11 protein-coding genes are annotated in these 13,717 nt (G+C 71.5%); 8 read left to right on the top strand and 3 right to left on the bottom strand.

Annotated features, from left to right (window positions below):
* The first annotated feature begins 95 nt into the window (after window positions 1-95).
* The 5 genes from BJ984_RS11090 (at window position 96) to BJ984_RS11110 (ending at window position 6,228) form a co-directional block, all read left to right on the top strand.
* A complete protein-coding gene (locus tag BJ984_RS11090) occupies window positions 96-1,436 on the top strand; it encodes a homoserine dehydrogenase (protein WP_179548067.1) in 1,341 nt (446 codons plus the stop codon).
* Complete coding sequence (locus BJ984_RS11095; protein WP_179548068.1) at window positions 1,433-2,410, top strand: amidohydrolase family protein; 978 nt, start codon at window positions 1,433-1,435, stop codon at window positions 2,408-2,410. Before BJ984_RS11090 ends, BJ984_RS11095 begins: the two co-directional genes overlap by 4 nt.
* 3 nt (window positions 2,411-2,413) lie before the next feature.
* Window positions 2,414-3,745: an MFS transporter gene (locus tag BJ984_RS11100; RefSeq protein ID WP_179548069.1), complete on the top strand. Its 1,332-nt coding sequence runs from the start codon at window positions 2,414-2,416 to the stop codon at window positions 3,743-3,745.
* A 111-nt stretch (window positions 3,746-3,856) separates the two neighbouring features.
* Entirely contained in the window at window positions 3,857-4,411 is a 555-nt protein-coding gene (locus BJ984_RS11105) for a PadR family transcriptional regulator (protein WP_179548070.1), read from the top strand.
* A gap of 5 nt (window positions 4,412-4,416) precedes the next feature.
* Complete coding sequence (locus BJ984_RS11110; RefSeq protein ID WP_179548071.1) at window positions 4,417-6,228, top strand: ABC1 kinase family protein; 1,812 nt, start codon at window positions 4,417-4,419, stop codon at window positions 6,226-6,228.
* A 29-nt stretch (window positions 6,229-6,257) separates the two neighbouring features.
* On the opposite strand, the gene BJ984_RS11115 is transcribed toward BJ984_RS11110, so the two are convergent.
* Window positions 6,258-7,007 (bottom strand): DUF6199 family natural product biosynthesis protein, encoded by a 750-nt coding sequence (locus BJ984_RS11115; RefSeq protein ID WP_179548072.1) that lies wholly within the window; start codon window positions 7,005-7,007, stop codon window positions 6,258-6,260.
* A gap of 256 nt (window positions 7,008-7,263) precedes the next feature.
* Here BJ984_RS11115 and BJ984_RS11120 point away from each other — a divergent pair, with 256 nt between their 5' ends.
* Genes BJ984_RS11120 through BJ984_RS11130 form a run of 3 tightly spaced genes read left to right on the top strand, consistent with a single transcriptional unit; the run spans window position 7,264 to window position 11,033 of the window.
* The gene (locus tag BJ984_RS11120) at window positions 7,264-8,790 is read left to right on the top strand and encodes an alpha/beta fold hydrolase (protein ID WP_179548073.1); all 1,527 of its coding nucleotides are present in this window, start codon (window positions 7,264-7,266) and stop codon (window positions 8,788-8,790) included.
* Window positions 8,787-10,340 (top strand): GMC family oxidoreductase, encoded by a 1,554-nt coding sequence (locus BJ984_RS11125; protein WP_179548074.1) that lies wholly within the window; start codon window positions 8,787-8,789, stop codon window positions 10,338-10,340. Before BJ984_RS11120 ends, BJ984_RS11125 begins: the two co-directional genes overlap by 4 nt.
* A gap of 12 nt (window positions 10,341-10,352) precedes the next feature.
* Window positions 10,353-11,033 carry a hypothetical protein gene (locus BJ984_RS11130; protein ID WP_179548075.1) on the top strand — a complete coding sequence of 227 codons (681 nt, stop codon included), beginning with the start codon at window positions 10,353-10,355 and terminating at the stop codon, window positions 11,031-11,033.
* Between the two features lie 42 nt (window positions 11,034-11,075).
* Here BJ984_RS11130 and BJ984_RS11135 read toward each other — a convergent pair whose 3' ends face one another.
* Window positions 11,076-12,329: a helix-turn-helix transcriptional regulator gene (locus tag BJ984_RS11135; RefSeq protein ID WP_179548076.1), complete on the bottom strand. Its 1,254-nt coding sequence runs from the start codon at window positions 12,327-12,329 to the stop codon at window positions 11,076-11,078.
* 173 nt (window positions 12,330-12,502) lie between these two features.
* Window positions 12,503-13,570 (bottom strand): cell wall-binding repeat-containing protein, encoded by a 1,068-nt coding sequence (locus BJ984_RS11140; protein WP_179548077.1) that lies wholly within the window; start codon window positions 13,568-13,570, stop codon window positions 12,503-12,505.
* Window positions 13,571-13,717 lie beyond the last annotated feature (147 nt).

The raw sequence follows: 13,717 nt of genomic DNA on the forward strand, positions 1-13,717 counted from the left end.
ATGTGTATGGTTGGCGAATCGTCGACGGCTCCTACCGGCCACGACGCACGATCTCGACCAACGAACGCGCGGAACGAACCGTGCAGACGGGACCAATGGTGAATTCCCCCGAGCTCCACCCGCCCATCGGAGCGGACGTGCGCGTGGCCCTCACCGGGGCGCGCGGCGGATTCGGCCGCACGTTCCTCGCCCAGCTGAGGGCGGTGCCACGACTTGTCGCCACCCAGCTCATCGACCCCGACACCGCGGGCGTCCGCGCCATGCTCGACGAACTCGGATTCGACGCCGCCCGCGCTGCGCCGGCGCTCGTGCCCGACGCCGAGCACATCGACTGGAGCGCGATCGACGTGCTGGTCGAGGCCACCGGTCGCATCGACGCCGGCTACGACTACGCGTCCACCGCGATCGCGCACGGCGTGCACGTCGTGATGGTGAGCAAGGAGGTGGAATCCCTCGCCGGAGTCACCCTGGCCGAGGCGGCCCGAGTGGCCGGGGTGCGCTACCTTCCGGGCGACGGCGATCAGCCCGCCAATCTCGTGCGGCTCGTCGACTGGGTCGAGCGCACCGGCCTCGAGGTCGTGGCGCTCGGCAAGTCGGGGGAGTACGACCTCGTCTACGACCCGCGCGCCGCGATCGTGGCACAGCTCGAGCAGGAGATCGACGGTTCGGCGCTGGCCGATCTGCTCGACCTCGGCGATGACATCGCCGGCCGCCTCGACGCCCGGGCCGCGGTGGTGTCGTCGCTGAAGCGCTCGGCCGCCGCCGACGCCTGCGAAATGGCGGTCGTGTCGCTCTACACGGGTGCCGTCGCCGACGTCGACACTCTGCACTACCCGGTCGCCCGGCCCGACGAGCTCGCCGACATCTACTCCCATGTCTCCGAAGGCGGCATCCGGATGCGCGAGCGCTCGCTCGACGTCTTCTCGATGCTGCGGCTGCCGGGCGAGGCGAGCTTCGCGGGCGGCGTGTTCGCCGTGGTCCGCACCAACGATCCCGTCACCTGGGATCTGCTCCGCGGGAAGGGACACGTCGTCTCCCGTTCCGGTGCGTACGCCTGCCTCTACTGGCCGTACCACGCCATGGGGGTAGAGACCGTGCTCACGGTCCTCGACGCCGCCGATGGAACGGCTCCCGAGCGCCGGCCCCGCCAGCACACCGTGCTCGCCGCCCGGGCCACCGCGCCGCTTGCGGCCGGCACCCGCTTCCGCGTCGAGGGCCACCATCACGAGATCGCCGGTGTCGCTCCGGTCATCCTCGACCGCGATGTCGCCGCGCACCTCGACGACCCGGCGACGCCGCAGCTCGCTCCCTACTACCTACTGAGCGGCGCGGTGCTTCTGCGCGACGTCGCCGAGGGTGAGCAGATCGCCCTGGCCGACCTCGACGAGATGCCCGAGCGGGCACTCGCCGCCTTCTCCTCGGGCTTCGCGCTGTGAACGCCGCCGTGCTCGAGGGCCGCGACCTGCCCGAGGGGTGGACACCGCGCATCCTCGACGCGCACCACCACTTCTGGGATCTCGAGGGCGACGGCAGCTGGCCCTGGATCCAGGACGAGTACAACCCCGACTTCTTCCTCGGCGACTACAACGCCATGCGGCGCACGTTCCTGCACGAGCAGTACCTCGAGGCCACGCGGGGCTGGGACGTGATCGGCACGGTGCACTGCGAGGCCGAGCGAAGTCGCGACGAGGAGGTGGCCGAAGACGACTTCCTCGAAGGCTTGCACGGCGTCGACCGCCGCTTCCCCGCCGCCGCCGTGGCGCACGCCTCGTTCCTCCGGGACGACCTCGACGAGGTGCTCGCCGCCCACGCGGAGCGCCCGCTGGTGCGGGGCATCCGCTCGAAGCCCGTCATCGCCCGCTCCGCTTCCGAATCGGTGGTCGGGCAGTCCGGAACCCTGCAGGATCCACGGTGGATCGCCGGACTCCACCGTCTGGCCGACCACGGCTTCTCCTGGGACCTGCGGGTGCCCTTCTACCACCTCGCCGAGGCAGCCGACCTGGTCGCCGAACTGGATGGCATCCCCGTCGTCGTGAACCACTGCGGGCTGCCGCTGGATCGCAGCGACGAAGGCTTGGCCATCTGGCGCAACGGAATGCATCGGCTCGCCGCCCTGCCCGGCACCACGGTCAAGGTCTCCGAACTGGGCCTGTACCCGAACGTCTGGAACCCGGAGTCGAACGTCTCGGTCGTGCGCGAGACGCTGCAGATCTTCGGCCACGACCGTGCGATGTTCGCCTCGAACCTGCCGGTCGCGACGCTCACCGCGGCCACCTTCGACGACGTCATGGACGTGGTGCTCCGCGGAGCGGCTGGTTCCACCGACGCCCAGCTCGACGCCCTCTTCCACACCACCGCGGCGCGCGTCTACCGCGTCGACCTCACCCCCCTCCTCACCACAGAAAGCTGACCCATGACCACCGTCAACGACGACAAGCTCTTCCGGAAGGTGATGCTCCGCGTCCTTCCCCTCGCCATGCTCGGCTTCTTCCTCTCCTACCTCGACCGGGTCAACATCGGCTACGCGCAGGAGACGATGAGTGCCGACCTCGGGTTCTCCTACGCCGTGTACGGTCTCGGCGCCGGACTCTTCTTCGTGGGCTACTTCATTTTCGAGATCCCCTCGAACCTCATTCTCGCCAAGGTCGGAGCCCGGAAGTGGATCGCCCGCATCATGATCTCGTGGGGCATCATCTCGGGCCTGATGTTCTTCGTGAACAGCGAGTGGATGTTCTACGCGCTCCGGTTCATCCTCGGTGTCGCGGAGGCCGGGTTCATCCCGGGAATCCTCTTCTACATGGCGTCGTGGTTCCCGCCGAGCCGCCGCGGGCGCGCCTGGGGCATCTTCTACATCGCACTTGCGTCGTCGGGACTGATCGGCGGACCGGTGTCGGGCGTCATCCTCGCCGGGATGGACGGCGTGGCCGGTCACGCGGGCTGGCAGTGGCTGTTCTTCATCGAGGCCATCCCCACCGTCGTGCTCGGTGTCGTCATCCTGTTCGCACTCCAGGAGGACTTCCGCACGGTGAAGTGGCTGAACGGAGCCGAGAAGGACCGGCTCGGCGCGCTGCTGGCCGCCGAGGCGCCGAGCGGAGGGCATACGCCGCTCCGCGAGGTGTTCAAGAGCAAGCTCATCTGGATGCTCACGGCGGTCTACTTCTCCTACAACTTCGCGCTCTACGGCATCAGCTTCTGGCTGCCGAACCTGGTCGGTGAACTCGGCTTCGCCGGGCCCATCGCGATCGGCTTCATCTCGGCCATACCGAGTCTCGCGGCCATCGTCTCCATGGTGACGTTCGGGTTCCTCTCCGACCGCGTCGGCGAACGCAAGAAGTTCATCGCGGCGGCCTTCGTGCTGTCGGCGCTCGGATTCGCCCTCTGCATCGTCGCCGGCACCGACAACCCGATCCTCGGTGTGATCGGCCTGAGCCTGGCCAACGCGGGTGCTCTGTCGATCCCGGCGATCTTCTGGAGCTTCCAGACCTCGATGCTCGCCGGCACCGCCCTGGCCGGTGGCATCGCGCTGATCAACTCGACCGGCAACCTCGCCGGCTTCGCGGCGCCCTACCTGATCGGGGCCGTCAAGGACTCGCTCGGGTCGGCCACGGTCGCCCTGTACGTCACGGGAGCGATCATGCTCGTGGGTGCGGTGCTCGTGCTCACGATCAAGCGGAGCGGCCGCGTACCCCGCGAGGGCGATGCTCCGGCCGAGATGCGGAAGGTCGCCGAGCAGAACTCGATCTGAGCGCCGGCGAACGGCGACTGACGGTCTGCTGGGAGGTCGGGCCGGGGCCTGCCGGAGGGTGTCGGTGAGGCATATCGTTGAGTATCGTTCGCGATCACAACGGAGGTCATCATGAGCAACTCGTTTCCCACCGGCGGTTTCGGCGCCGGCATGAACGCCGACAGCATCTGGCAGGCCATGGAGCAGTTCCGCGCCCGCTTCGAGAAGAAGACCGGCACCCGTGTCGGCAAGGGCGACGTGCGCGCCGCCGTGCTGGCCCTGCTGGCCGAGCAGCCGATGCACGGCTACCAGATCATCCACGAGATCGAGGAGCGCTCGGGCGGCAGCTGGAAGCCCAGCGCCGGCTCGGTCTACCCGACCCTGCAGCTGCTCGCCGACGAGGGTCTCGTCAGCGCCGAGGAGTCCAACGGACGCAAGACCTACGCGCTCACCGAGGCCGGCCACGTCGTAGCCGCCAACGAGGGCGTGAAGTCGACCTTCAGCGGTGACGACGAGTCGCCCGGCGAGAGCAAGCGCGACCACGGCGCCCTGCCCAAGGCCGGCTTCGAGCTGGCCCAGGCCGCCGCGCAGGTGGGCCGCACCGGCACGCCGGCTCAGGTCGAGCAGGCCGTCAAAGAGCTCGAGGACGCGCGCCGCCGGCTGTACGCGATCCTCGCCCAGGACTGACCCGGGTGAGCACGGTCCGGCCCGACCGCGGAGACGAGGTTCCCGCGGCGCGGGTCGCCCGCGCGCGCTACAACCGCATCCTGCGCTTCGCCGGCTGGAACCTCGCGGTGACGTGGTTCTTCGAGCTGGCGCTGCCGCGGATCGGGCTGGTGAAGATCGCCGAGCGCACGCGCACGCGGCGCATGCAGAAGTTCGCGCGCAAGTTCCACGTGCTGGCCGTCGATCTCGGCGGGCTGATGATCAAGGTGGGACAGTTCATGTCGTCGCGCCTGGATGTGCTGCCCCCGGAGATCACGAAGGAGCTCGAGGGGCTGCAGGACGAGGTGCCGGCGGTGCCGTTCGAGCTGATCCGACGGCTAGCCGAGGCCGAGCTGGGCGTGCCGCTCGCCGAGGCCTTCGCCTGGGTCGACGAGACACCGGTCGCCGCCGCCTCGCTCGGGCAGGCGCACCGGGCCCGGCTCGGGCCGCTCGACGCCGCCGACACGGGGCTGGATGCGGTGGTGCTGAAGGTGCAGCGCCCCGGCATCGACGAGATCGTGCGGGTCGACCTCGCCGCGCTGCGGAAGGTCGGCGGGTGGCTCAGCCACGTGCGGCTCGTCTACTCCCGTGTCGACGCTCCGGCGCTGGTCGAGGAGTTCGCCGCGACCTCGCTGGAGGAGATCGACTACCTGCACGAGGCGCGCAGCTCGGTGCAGTTCGCGGAGATCTTCGCGAACGACGCCCGGGTGAACGTGCCCGAGATCGTCTGGGAGCGGAGCACCCGGCGGGTGCTGACGCTCGAGGACGTCACCGCGATCAAGATCACCGACCACGAGGGGCTGCTGGCCGCGGGGATCGACCCGGCCGAGGTCGCGCCGGTGTTCGCCGCGGTGATGTTCGATCAGCTGTTCACGACAGGGTTCTTCCACGCCGACCCGCACCCGGGGAACATCTTCGTGACGCCTCGGGTGGTCGGGGCTGCGCTGGTCGCCGGGGCCGTGCCGGTCGCCGGGGCCGCGCCGGTCGCCGGTGCGGCGGGTGCGGCGTCGGGCGCGCAGGGTGATGCGACGGATGCAGCGGTCGAGCATCCGTTCACCCTCACCTTCATCGACTTCGGCATGATGGGCATGGTGCCGCCGTCGACGCGCGCCGGCCTCCGCAAGATGCTCATCGCCGCCGCCTCGCGCGACGGCAAGGGGCTCGTGGATGCGGCCCGCAACCTCGGCGTGCTGCTTCCCTCGGCCGACACCAGCGAGCTCGAGCGGGCGATGACGCAGCTGTTCGCGCGGTTCGGCGGGATGGGGTTCGCGGAGCTGCGCGAGGTCGACCCGCGGGAGTTTCGCGAGTTCGCGGTGCAGTTCGGCGACGTCGTGCGGGCGCTGCCGTTCCAGCTGCCGGAGAACTTCCTGCTGATCATCCGGGCGATGTCGCTGACGTCGGGGGTGGCGAGTGCGCTCGACCCCGCGTTCAACCTGTGGGACTCGGTCGAGCCCTACGCGCAGCGGCTGATCCGCGAGGAGCGCGGCAACGTGGTGCAGGACGTCGCGCGCCAGGCCGCGGAGAGCGCCCGCGTCGCGCTGCGACTGCCGGGGCGGCTCGACTCGCTCGCCACGCAGTTCGAGGAGGGCACCCTCTCGGTGCAGAGCCCCGCGATCGAGAAGCGGGTCGCGCGGCTCGAACGCTCGATCGGGCGGGTGGTCTCGGCGATCGTGTTCGCGGCGCTGCTCGTGGCGGGCACGGTGCTGCGGGGCGACGACGTCGTCTTCGGCACGGTGGTGATGGCGGTCTCGGCCCTGCCGCTGCTGCACGCGCTCTTCTCGGGGCGCCGCGGGCGCTAGGCGAGTGCTGACCAGTCGCAGCCGCTCGGCTACGACGCAGGTGCGGTGGACGTCGGCGTCGGGAGGGCGGGGAGACCCGGGATCGGCCGCGGCGTGCGGTCACGCTGCGGCGGGTCGGGGAGCACGAGCGTGCGGTCGCCGAGCGGGGACGCGAGGGGGATGCGGACGATCAGCAGGTCCTCGGCGTCGGGGTCGCCGAACCGCAGGCTGTCGCCGCCGCAGGTGACGGGCTCGTCGAGCACCTCGAAGCCGATGCCCGTGACAGCCGCCGTCACGGTGGTCTCGGTCTCCGTGACGAGCACCGGGCCCGGGCGGCAGCCGCCGGCGATCACCGCCACCAGCAGGTCGCCCTCGTCCACGTCGCCGATGTCCCCGACCGGGTCGACGCCGACGACCGCCGAGCGGTACACACGCAGGCCCTGCGTCTCGCCGCTGTAGCCGCCGATCGTCGACTGCACGCTCGACACCTCGCGCACCTCGGGGTCGAGGTCGATCTCGAGCTCGTCCGAGGAGAGGTAGCGACCGATCTCCCACGCCTCCTTCAGCGACGCGCGGTCGCGGCTCTGCCCCTGGGTGACGAGCGTCACGATCACCAGCACGACGGCCACGATGAGCAGCACCACGCCGGATCCGCGGGTGTAGGCGATCCACGCGGCGCTCGGCATCGCCTTGTCGCCGTCGGCCAGCTGCCAGCGTGATCCGAAGAGCATGGCGCGGGGCGGGGCCAGCAGGCACCAGAGGCCGGCGAGCGCGATCACGGCGGCGAGGAGGTAGAGCATCCGCCCAATCTAGCGAGAGTGGGCGACACCTGTCGGGCGGCGGGGTGGGGCGGGCGTATCGGGCCGCCGGGTGGGGTGGGGCAGGCCCGCCACGCGGGAGGCGGCGCGGCGCGGCGCGGCGTGCGGTCAGGAAAGGCGGGGCGGGCGTGCCGCGGGGCCGCGTGCTGTGGCGCTGGGCGTCGGCCCGCGCATCCGGCCTGGGCGTCGACCGCGAGGTCGTGGGCGCGCCCTTGCCGTGCGTCGCGATGTGACTAGGTTGGCGAGCATCACCCGCTCCGAGCGAAACGGCATCGCCATCCCTCACACCTCTGCGGCTCTCCCCGAGGAGCTGCCCACCCTCGTCTGCCTGCACGCCCTCGGCTCCAGCCGCCACGCCTTCGACGAGCTCGGGGCCCGGCTGGAGGGCAGGTTCCGGATGCTCGCCCTCGACCTCCCCGGATTCGGTGACGAAGCGGCGCGGGGCGCGACCACCGTCGAGGAGACGGTGCAGTACGTGCTGGCGCGGATCGCCTTCGCCGCGCCGCAGCGCTTCCTGCTCCTCGGACACTCGATGGGCGGCAAGATCGCCACCATCGTCGCCTCCCGCCTGCTGAGCGGCGAGGCCCCGGTGTTCGGTCTGGCCGGCGTCGTGCTGCTGGCCGGCTCGCCGCCGTCGCCCGAGCCCATGGAGGAGGAGCGCCGCGAGCAGATGATCGGCTGGGCCAGCTCCGGCCCGGTCACCGGCGGCGACGCCCGCACCTTCATCGAGGCCAACACGGCCGGACCGCTGTCGCCGGCCGATGACGCACTCATGCTCAGCGACCTCGCCCGCACCGCGCCCGAGGCGTGGATCGCCTGGCTGAACCGGGGGAGCGAGGAGGACTGGAGCCCGGTCGTCGAGCCGCTCCCCGTCCCGGCACTCATCGTGAGCGGTCGCGAGGACGGCGACCTCGGCGAGCAGGCCCAGCGCGAGCTCAACGGCCCGCTCTACCCGCGCGCCACGTTCGCCGTCGTCGACGACGCGGCGCACCTGCTGCCACTCGAGCAGCCGGGCGAGGTCGCCGCCCTGATCGAGAGCCTCTGGCAGCTGTCGGCCGGCCGCGGGCCGGCGATCCCGCGCGACGTCGCTGCCGTCATCGCGTCCGACCGAACCAGCCGCCGCACCCGCGGGATCCTCGCCCGCCGGGCGCTCGGCGACGACGTGCTGTACGAGCTGCAGGTGCTGACCGCGGCGCAGCTGACGACGCTGCGGGCCGTCGCGGCGCGGGTGGTACCGCAGGAGGGCGAGGCCATCGACCTGGCGGCCCGCCTCGACGCGCAGCTCGCCGCCGGCACGGGCGACGGCTGGCGCAATGCCGAGCTCCCGGCGGACCCCGAGGCGTACGCGCTCGCACTCGATGCGCTGGCACGCGCCGGCTTCGAGAGCCTGGCTCCGGACGAGCAGGACTCGCGCCTCGAGCGTCTCGCCGCCGGGCAGGGACCGGCCGCCGGCACCCTCTCGGCCGAGCAGCTCGCGAGCTGGTTCGAGGACGCGTGTGCGGATCTCGTGAAGCTCTGGCTCGCGCATCCGGCCTCTCTCGCCCGCGTCGGCTTCGACGGCTTCGCGGCCGGTGGCGACGGGGTGCGGAAGCAGGGCTTCCAGCTGCTCGTCGCGGGGGCGCGGGAGGAGTGGGAACCGGCGCTGCGACAGCGTTCCGCCGCGACCCCGTCCCACCGTGACGCCGACACCCCCGGTCCCCGCCATGCCGCCGAACACGCCCGGCCCACCACCGCATCCGCCCCCGACCCGAAGGCCCACGCATGAACCTCACCGGCATGAAGCGCTACGCCGAGACCGAGGTCGTCGACGCCGTCGTGATCGGCACGGGAGCCGGCGGCGCCCCGATCCTCGCGAGCCTCGCCGCGCGCGGCCTCAGCGTGGTCGCCCTCGAGGCCGGCCCGAACTTCGAGCCCGAGCAGCACACCCCCGACGAGACCGAGGCCGTCGAGATCAACTGGATGGCCGAGCGCCTGAGCGGCGGCGACGACCCCACCGCCTTCGGCCAGAACAACAGCGGACGCGGCGTCGGCGGATCGACCCTGCACTGGGGCGCCTTCACACCCCGTCCGCAGCGCGCCGACATCCGCCTGAGGAGCGACTCGGGCGTCGGTGAGGACTGGCCCGTCGACTTCGACGAGCTCACCCGCTACATCGAGCGTGCCGAACGCGACATCGGCGTCTCGGGCCCGACCGGCTACCCCTGGGATCCGGCCCGCCGCTACGACTACCCGGCCACCCGCCGCAATGCGTCCAGCGACATGATGATGAGCGGATGCTCGGCCCTCGGCATCCGCGCCACCGACGCCCCGGCGGCGGTCCTCACCCGCGACCGCCACCAGCCGAACGGCGGCCCGCGACAGGCCTGCGTCTCCTGCGGCGCCTGCCACCAGGGATGCCGGACCTCCTCGAAGGCCAGCATGGACACCACGTACCTGCCGGCCGCGGTGGCATCGGGAGCCGAGATCCGGGCCGAGGCCATGGTGCACGCCATCGAGACCGACGCCTCGGGCCGCGTCGTCGCCGTCGTCTACCGCCAGGACGGGGTGGACCACCGCCAGCGCTGCGCGAACCTGTTCCTCTGCGCCGGCGGCATCGAGACGCCGCGGCTGCTGCTGCACACCGGCCTCGCGAACAGCAGCGGGCAGGTGGGCCGCAACTTCATGGCGCACGGCGGCACCCAGGTCTGGGGCACCTTCGACACCGAGATGCGCGGCTACCGCGGCTACCCCTCGTCGATCATCAGCGAGGACATGGTGCGCCCCGCCGACGCGACCTTCGCGGGCGGCTACCTCATGCAGAGCCTCGGCGTGATGCCGCTGACCTACGCGACCTCGCTGACGCGGGGCGGCGGTCTCTGGGGCCGTGGACTGATGGACGCGCTCGACGACTACGCGTTCGTGGCCGGCGTCGGCATCAACGGCGAGTGCCTCCCCGCCGAGGGGAACCGGCTCGAGCTGGCTTCCGAGACCGATGAGTTCGGGATCCCCAAGGCGCGCATCCTGTTCTCGGCCGGCGAGAACGAGAAGGCACTCGACGAGCACGCGACCGCCACGATGCTCGCGATCGTGGAGGCGGCCGGCGCGACCAGCACGCGGGTGCTCGCCCGCACGGCGCATACGGTGGGCACCGCGCGGATGGGCGTCGACCCCGGCAGCTCGGTGGTCGACCCCGACGGGCGCTCGCACGACATCCCGAACCTCTGGATCGCCGACAACTCGGTCTTCCCGAGCTCGCTGATCGCCAACCCGGCCCTGACGATCATGGCCCTGGCGCTGCGCACGGCCGATCGCTTCCTCGATGTCGCCGGCGTCTGACAGGGTGGAGTCATGACCTACCCGCCGCAGCCCCCGTACTCCGCACCCGCCGGGCCGCCCGCCGCCGGCCTGCTGCCCAACAAGCTGGGGCTGGCGGCGCTCTGGGTGGGCATCGGGGCGTTCGTGGCCGCGCTCATCCCGTTCATCAGCTACTTCGCGATCGTGGTGGCGCTCGTCGGCATCGTGCTCGGCGTCATCGCGCTGGTGCTGCCGCGGCGGCGCAAGAAGGCGGCGACCGCGGGGTCGATCGTCAGCTTCGTGGCGCTGATCGTCTCGATCGGCACGTCGATCTTCTACACGGTCGTGCTCTTCGGCAGCCTGATCAGTGCGATCACCGGCTCGTTCGAGACGACGCCGACCCCGCCGCTGGGTGAGTCGAGCGTCTCGCTGAGCTACGAGGTCGACGGCACGGGTTCCGATGTCGACATCACCTACACGACGTTCGTCGACGGCATCGACAGCACCCAGCAGGAGACCGGTCAGCGGCTGCCGTTCGAGCGCGACTTCGATGTGGCCTACGGTGGCGCGGCCACCTACAACAGCTACACGCTGACCGCGGTGAACGGTGACGACGGCGGCGACGTGACCTGCCGCATCTCGCTCGACGACCGTGTGCTGATCGAGCAGACCGCGTCCGGGGCCTTCGCCACGGCGACCTGCACGGTCAGCGGCACCGAGCTGCTCACGCAGTAGGGCGCGCCGCGCCGAGCAGCCCGCTCCGAGGCACCCGCCCGCTCAGTAGTCCTCGCCGGGCGCCAGGGTCTCGTCGGGGTTGGCCTCGCCGTAGCGCGCGGCCGAGGTGCGGTCGTTGACGCCGATCCGCAGGTACAGGTTCTTCGCGTGGCTCTTCACGGTGTTGACCGAGATGTACTCCGCCGCCGCGATCTGCTCGAATCGGTAGCCCTGCGCGATGTACCAGAGCACCTCGCGCTCGCGCTTGGTGAGGGAGGGGCGCTGGGGCCGGTCATCCGCCTCACCGAGATAGGGCAGCAGCTCCTCGAAGCGCGAGGCGACGGAGCGCACCCGCTCCTGGGGAAAACTGCGGAGCAGGTAGTACAGGTGCTCGGTGCGGATCGTCTCGAGCGCCGCGTCGGCCGGCGCCTCCGCCGATTCCTCGTCGGGCGCCGTAACGGCTAGGAGCAGCCGCATGCTGGCGCCGGTGCGGAGCGAGACGACGGGCTGGTCGAGGTCGTCGAGGGCGATCATCCGCGCCGTCTCGGTCTTGCCGTCGTCGAGGGCGCGCAGCGCGATCACGAGATCGGCGTACTCGGTCACCGATGAGCCGCCGCTGCCCCGCTCGCGACGGGGCACGCGGGCGTCGACGCGGTCGAGGATGCGCGTGGCCGAGTCGATCAGCTCCCAGTTCACGCCGCCCGACCACTGCTTCGGGTAGTGGGCGAGGCAGGTCGCGCGCAACCGGGCCATGCCCGAGACGTGTTTGCCGTCGATCGAGGCGAGGCGCGCCTCGACGAACGCCAGGTCGGCCCAGCGCTCGGAGGTCGAGAGAGCCTGCGCCTCGGCCAGCTCTCGCTCGGCACCGGGAAGGTCGAGGGCGTCGAGCGCGAGTGTGGCGCGGGCCACGGCGGCCAATGCCGCCGCCGAGCCAGGGTCGTCGGGGTCGGTGCGGTCGAGCCACTGGGACGCGTAGCGGCAGTCCCCGTTGAAGGCATGCACCACTGCGACCGCCGCGGCGGCCTCGCGGCGGAGCTCGTCGAGGTCGAAGCGGCCCGCCTGCTCCCAGCAGCGCTCCCAGCCGCGGAGGGCCAGCTCCTCGTCGCCCTGCAGCGTCGAGGTCAGCGCCCACTCGGCGCGCATCGGCACCAGATCGGGGCCGAGGTCGAACACGGTGTCGTCGTCGAAGCCGTCGAGCAGCGCGTGGCAGGCCCGCACCGAATCGACCGCCGCCGAGAGGTCGCCCGCCTGACGCTTCGCGACCCCCTGGTGGGTGAGTTCGTCGAGTCTCAGAAGCGACTCGATGTGTGATGCCAATGGCGCTCCCTGTTCACCCGGGCGACGCACACTGCTCACCCTCTGTGCCCCACGTTTGCACCAGGGCGGCCCGATGGCAAGCGTCCCCGAGCGGGGGCGTCTCGGTGTGGAGGACTTTCTCCGGTCGCACTCAGGCGGTTCTCCGATCCAGGATGCCCTGCCAGTCGCCTGAGCTACTCGGGCCCGCTGCAGGGCTGCAGCGCCTGCACACTCGGCGCGAGGGCCGCGGGTCCGCCGAGCAGCGTGACTCGAGTCGCCTTGAGAGTGCCGATCTCGGTCAGCACCGCGGGCGGCACGCAGGTGCTCGGCACGACGAACAGGGGAGCGTCCAGCTTGCCGGCCAGGGCGGCGCCGGCGAGGGCATCCGGGAACGTCGAACCCGTGGCCAGGAAGACGCGGCCCGACGCGCTGAAGCCGTCGCGGTTGATCGCGATCGAGCTCTGGTAGCGGTCGGCGCCGCTCAACCGCACGACCGAGTCGAAGAGGTAGTCCAGATCGGAGACGATCCCGGGCGAGACCGCAGCCGGACCACCGGCGACCTTGATCGTCGTGAAGTCCTGTGCAGTGAGGGTGCCGGAGGTGGCCGCATCCAGCTCGCCCTGTGCGCCGTCGACGAGCACCACCGGTGCATCGACCGACCCGGCGGCCGCGCCCGCCGAGAGGGCGTCGGGGAAGTTGCGGCCGGTCGCCACGTAGGCGATCGGGCCCACGGTGGAACCGAAGGCGTAGTCGAAGAGCTTCCGCGAGGTGTCGTAGCGGTCGGTGCCCTGCACGCGGGTCACGGCCGGTGCCGAGACGACTCCGGCGAGCTGGGACTGCACCGCGGCCGAGACCGAGTTCGGGCCGCCGACGATGATCACGAGATTGGGCTTCAGCCGGTTGAGTTCGCCGAGCACGACGGGCGGGATGGTGTCGCGGGCGGTCAGCAGCAGCGGACCGTTGGTGTGCACGGCGGCCGGAGCGGCCCCGAGGGCGTCGGGGTAGTCCAGGCCGGTGACGAGGTAGGCGACGCCGTTGCCGTCGGGGTAGCCCTCCTTCGAGACGTTGACCGCGACGGTGAAGCGGTCGGCGCCGCCGATGCGGTCGACGGTGGGGGCCGCCGCCGCTGCTTCTGCTGCGACCTGATCGCTCTCGGTGGCGGACGTCGCCGACGCGGGGAGTGCCGCGCCGGTGAGCAGCACGGCGACGGCGACGGCGGTGACCGCCGGCACGAGCGGGTGGCGGGAACGGCTGGGGTTCATGATTCCTCGATCGCGGTCGGAGCGGAATGGAACGGAACGGTCGGGTCACTGCGCCGATCGCGCTCGGAGCCCCGCGTCGATCTCCCCACGGCGAGAGTAGACCCGGCGGCCCGCCGCGTAAAGGGTGTCGGGCGGGGTGGGCGGCAC

The organism is Herbiconiux flava, from assembly GCF_013409865.1.
GTDB classification, from domain to species: Bacteria; Actinomycetota; Actinomycetes; order Actinomycetales; family Microbacteriaceae; genus Herbiconiux; species Herbiconiux flava.

What these genes read in the sequence shown, in the direction of transcription:
- BJ984_RS11130 (WP_179548075.1), top strand. Translation starts at nt 10,353, where the DNA reads ATGACCTACCCGCCGCAGCCCCCGTACTCCGCACCCGCCGGGCCGCCC.
- BJ984_RS11125 (WP_179548074.1), top strand. Translation starts at nt 8,787, where the DNA reads ATGAACCTCACCGGCATGAAGCGCTACGCCGAGACCGAGGTCGTCGAC.
- BJ984_RS11140 (WP_179548077.1), bottom strand. Translation starts at nt 13,570, where the DNA reads ATGAACCCCAGCCGTTCCCGCCACCCGCTCGTGCCGGCGGTCACCGCC.
- BJ984_RS11100 (WP_179548069.1), top strand. Translation starts at nt 2,414, where the DNA reads ATGACCACCGTCAACGACGACAAGCTCTTCCGGAAGGTGATGCTCCGC.
- BJ984_RS11105 (WP_179548070.1), top strand. Translation starts at nt 3,857, where the DNA reads ATGAGCAACTCGTTTCCCACCGGCGGTTTCGGCGCCGGCATGAACGCC.
- BJ984_RS11115 (WP_179548072.1), bottom strand. Translation starts at nt 7,007, where the DNA reads ATGCTCTACCTCCTCGCCGCCGTGATCGCGCTCGCCGGCCTCTGGTGC.
- BJ984_RS11090 (WP_179548067.1), top strand. Translation starts at nt 96, where the DNA reads ATGGTGAATTCCCCCGAGCTCCACCCGCCCATCGGAGCGGACGTGCGC.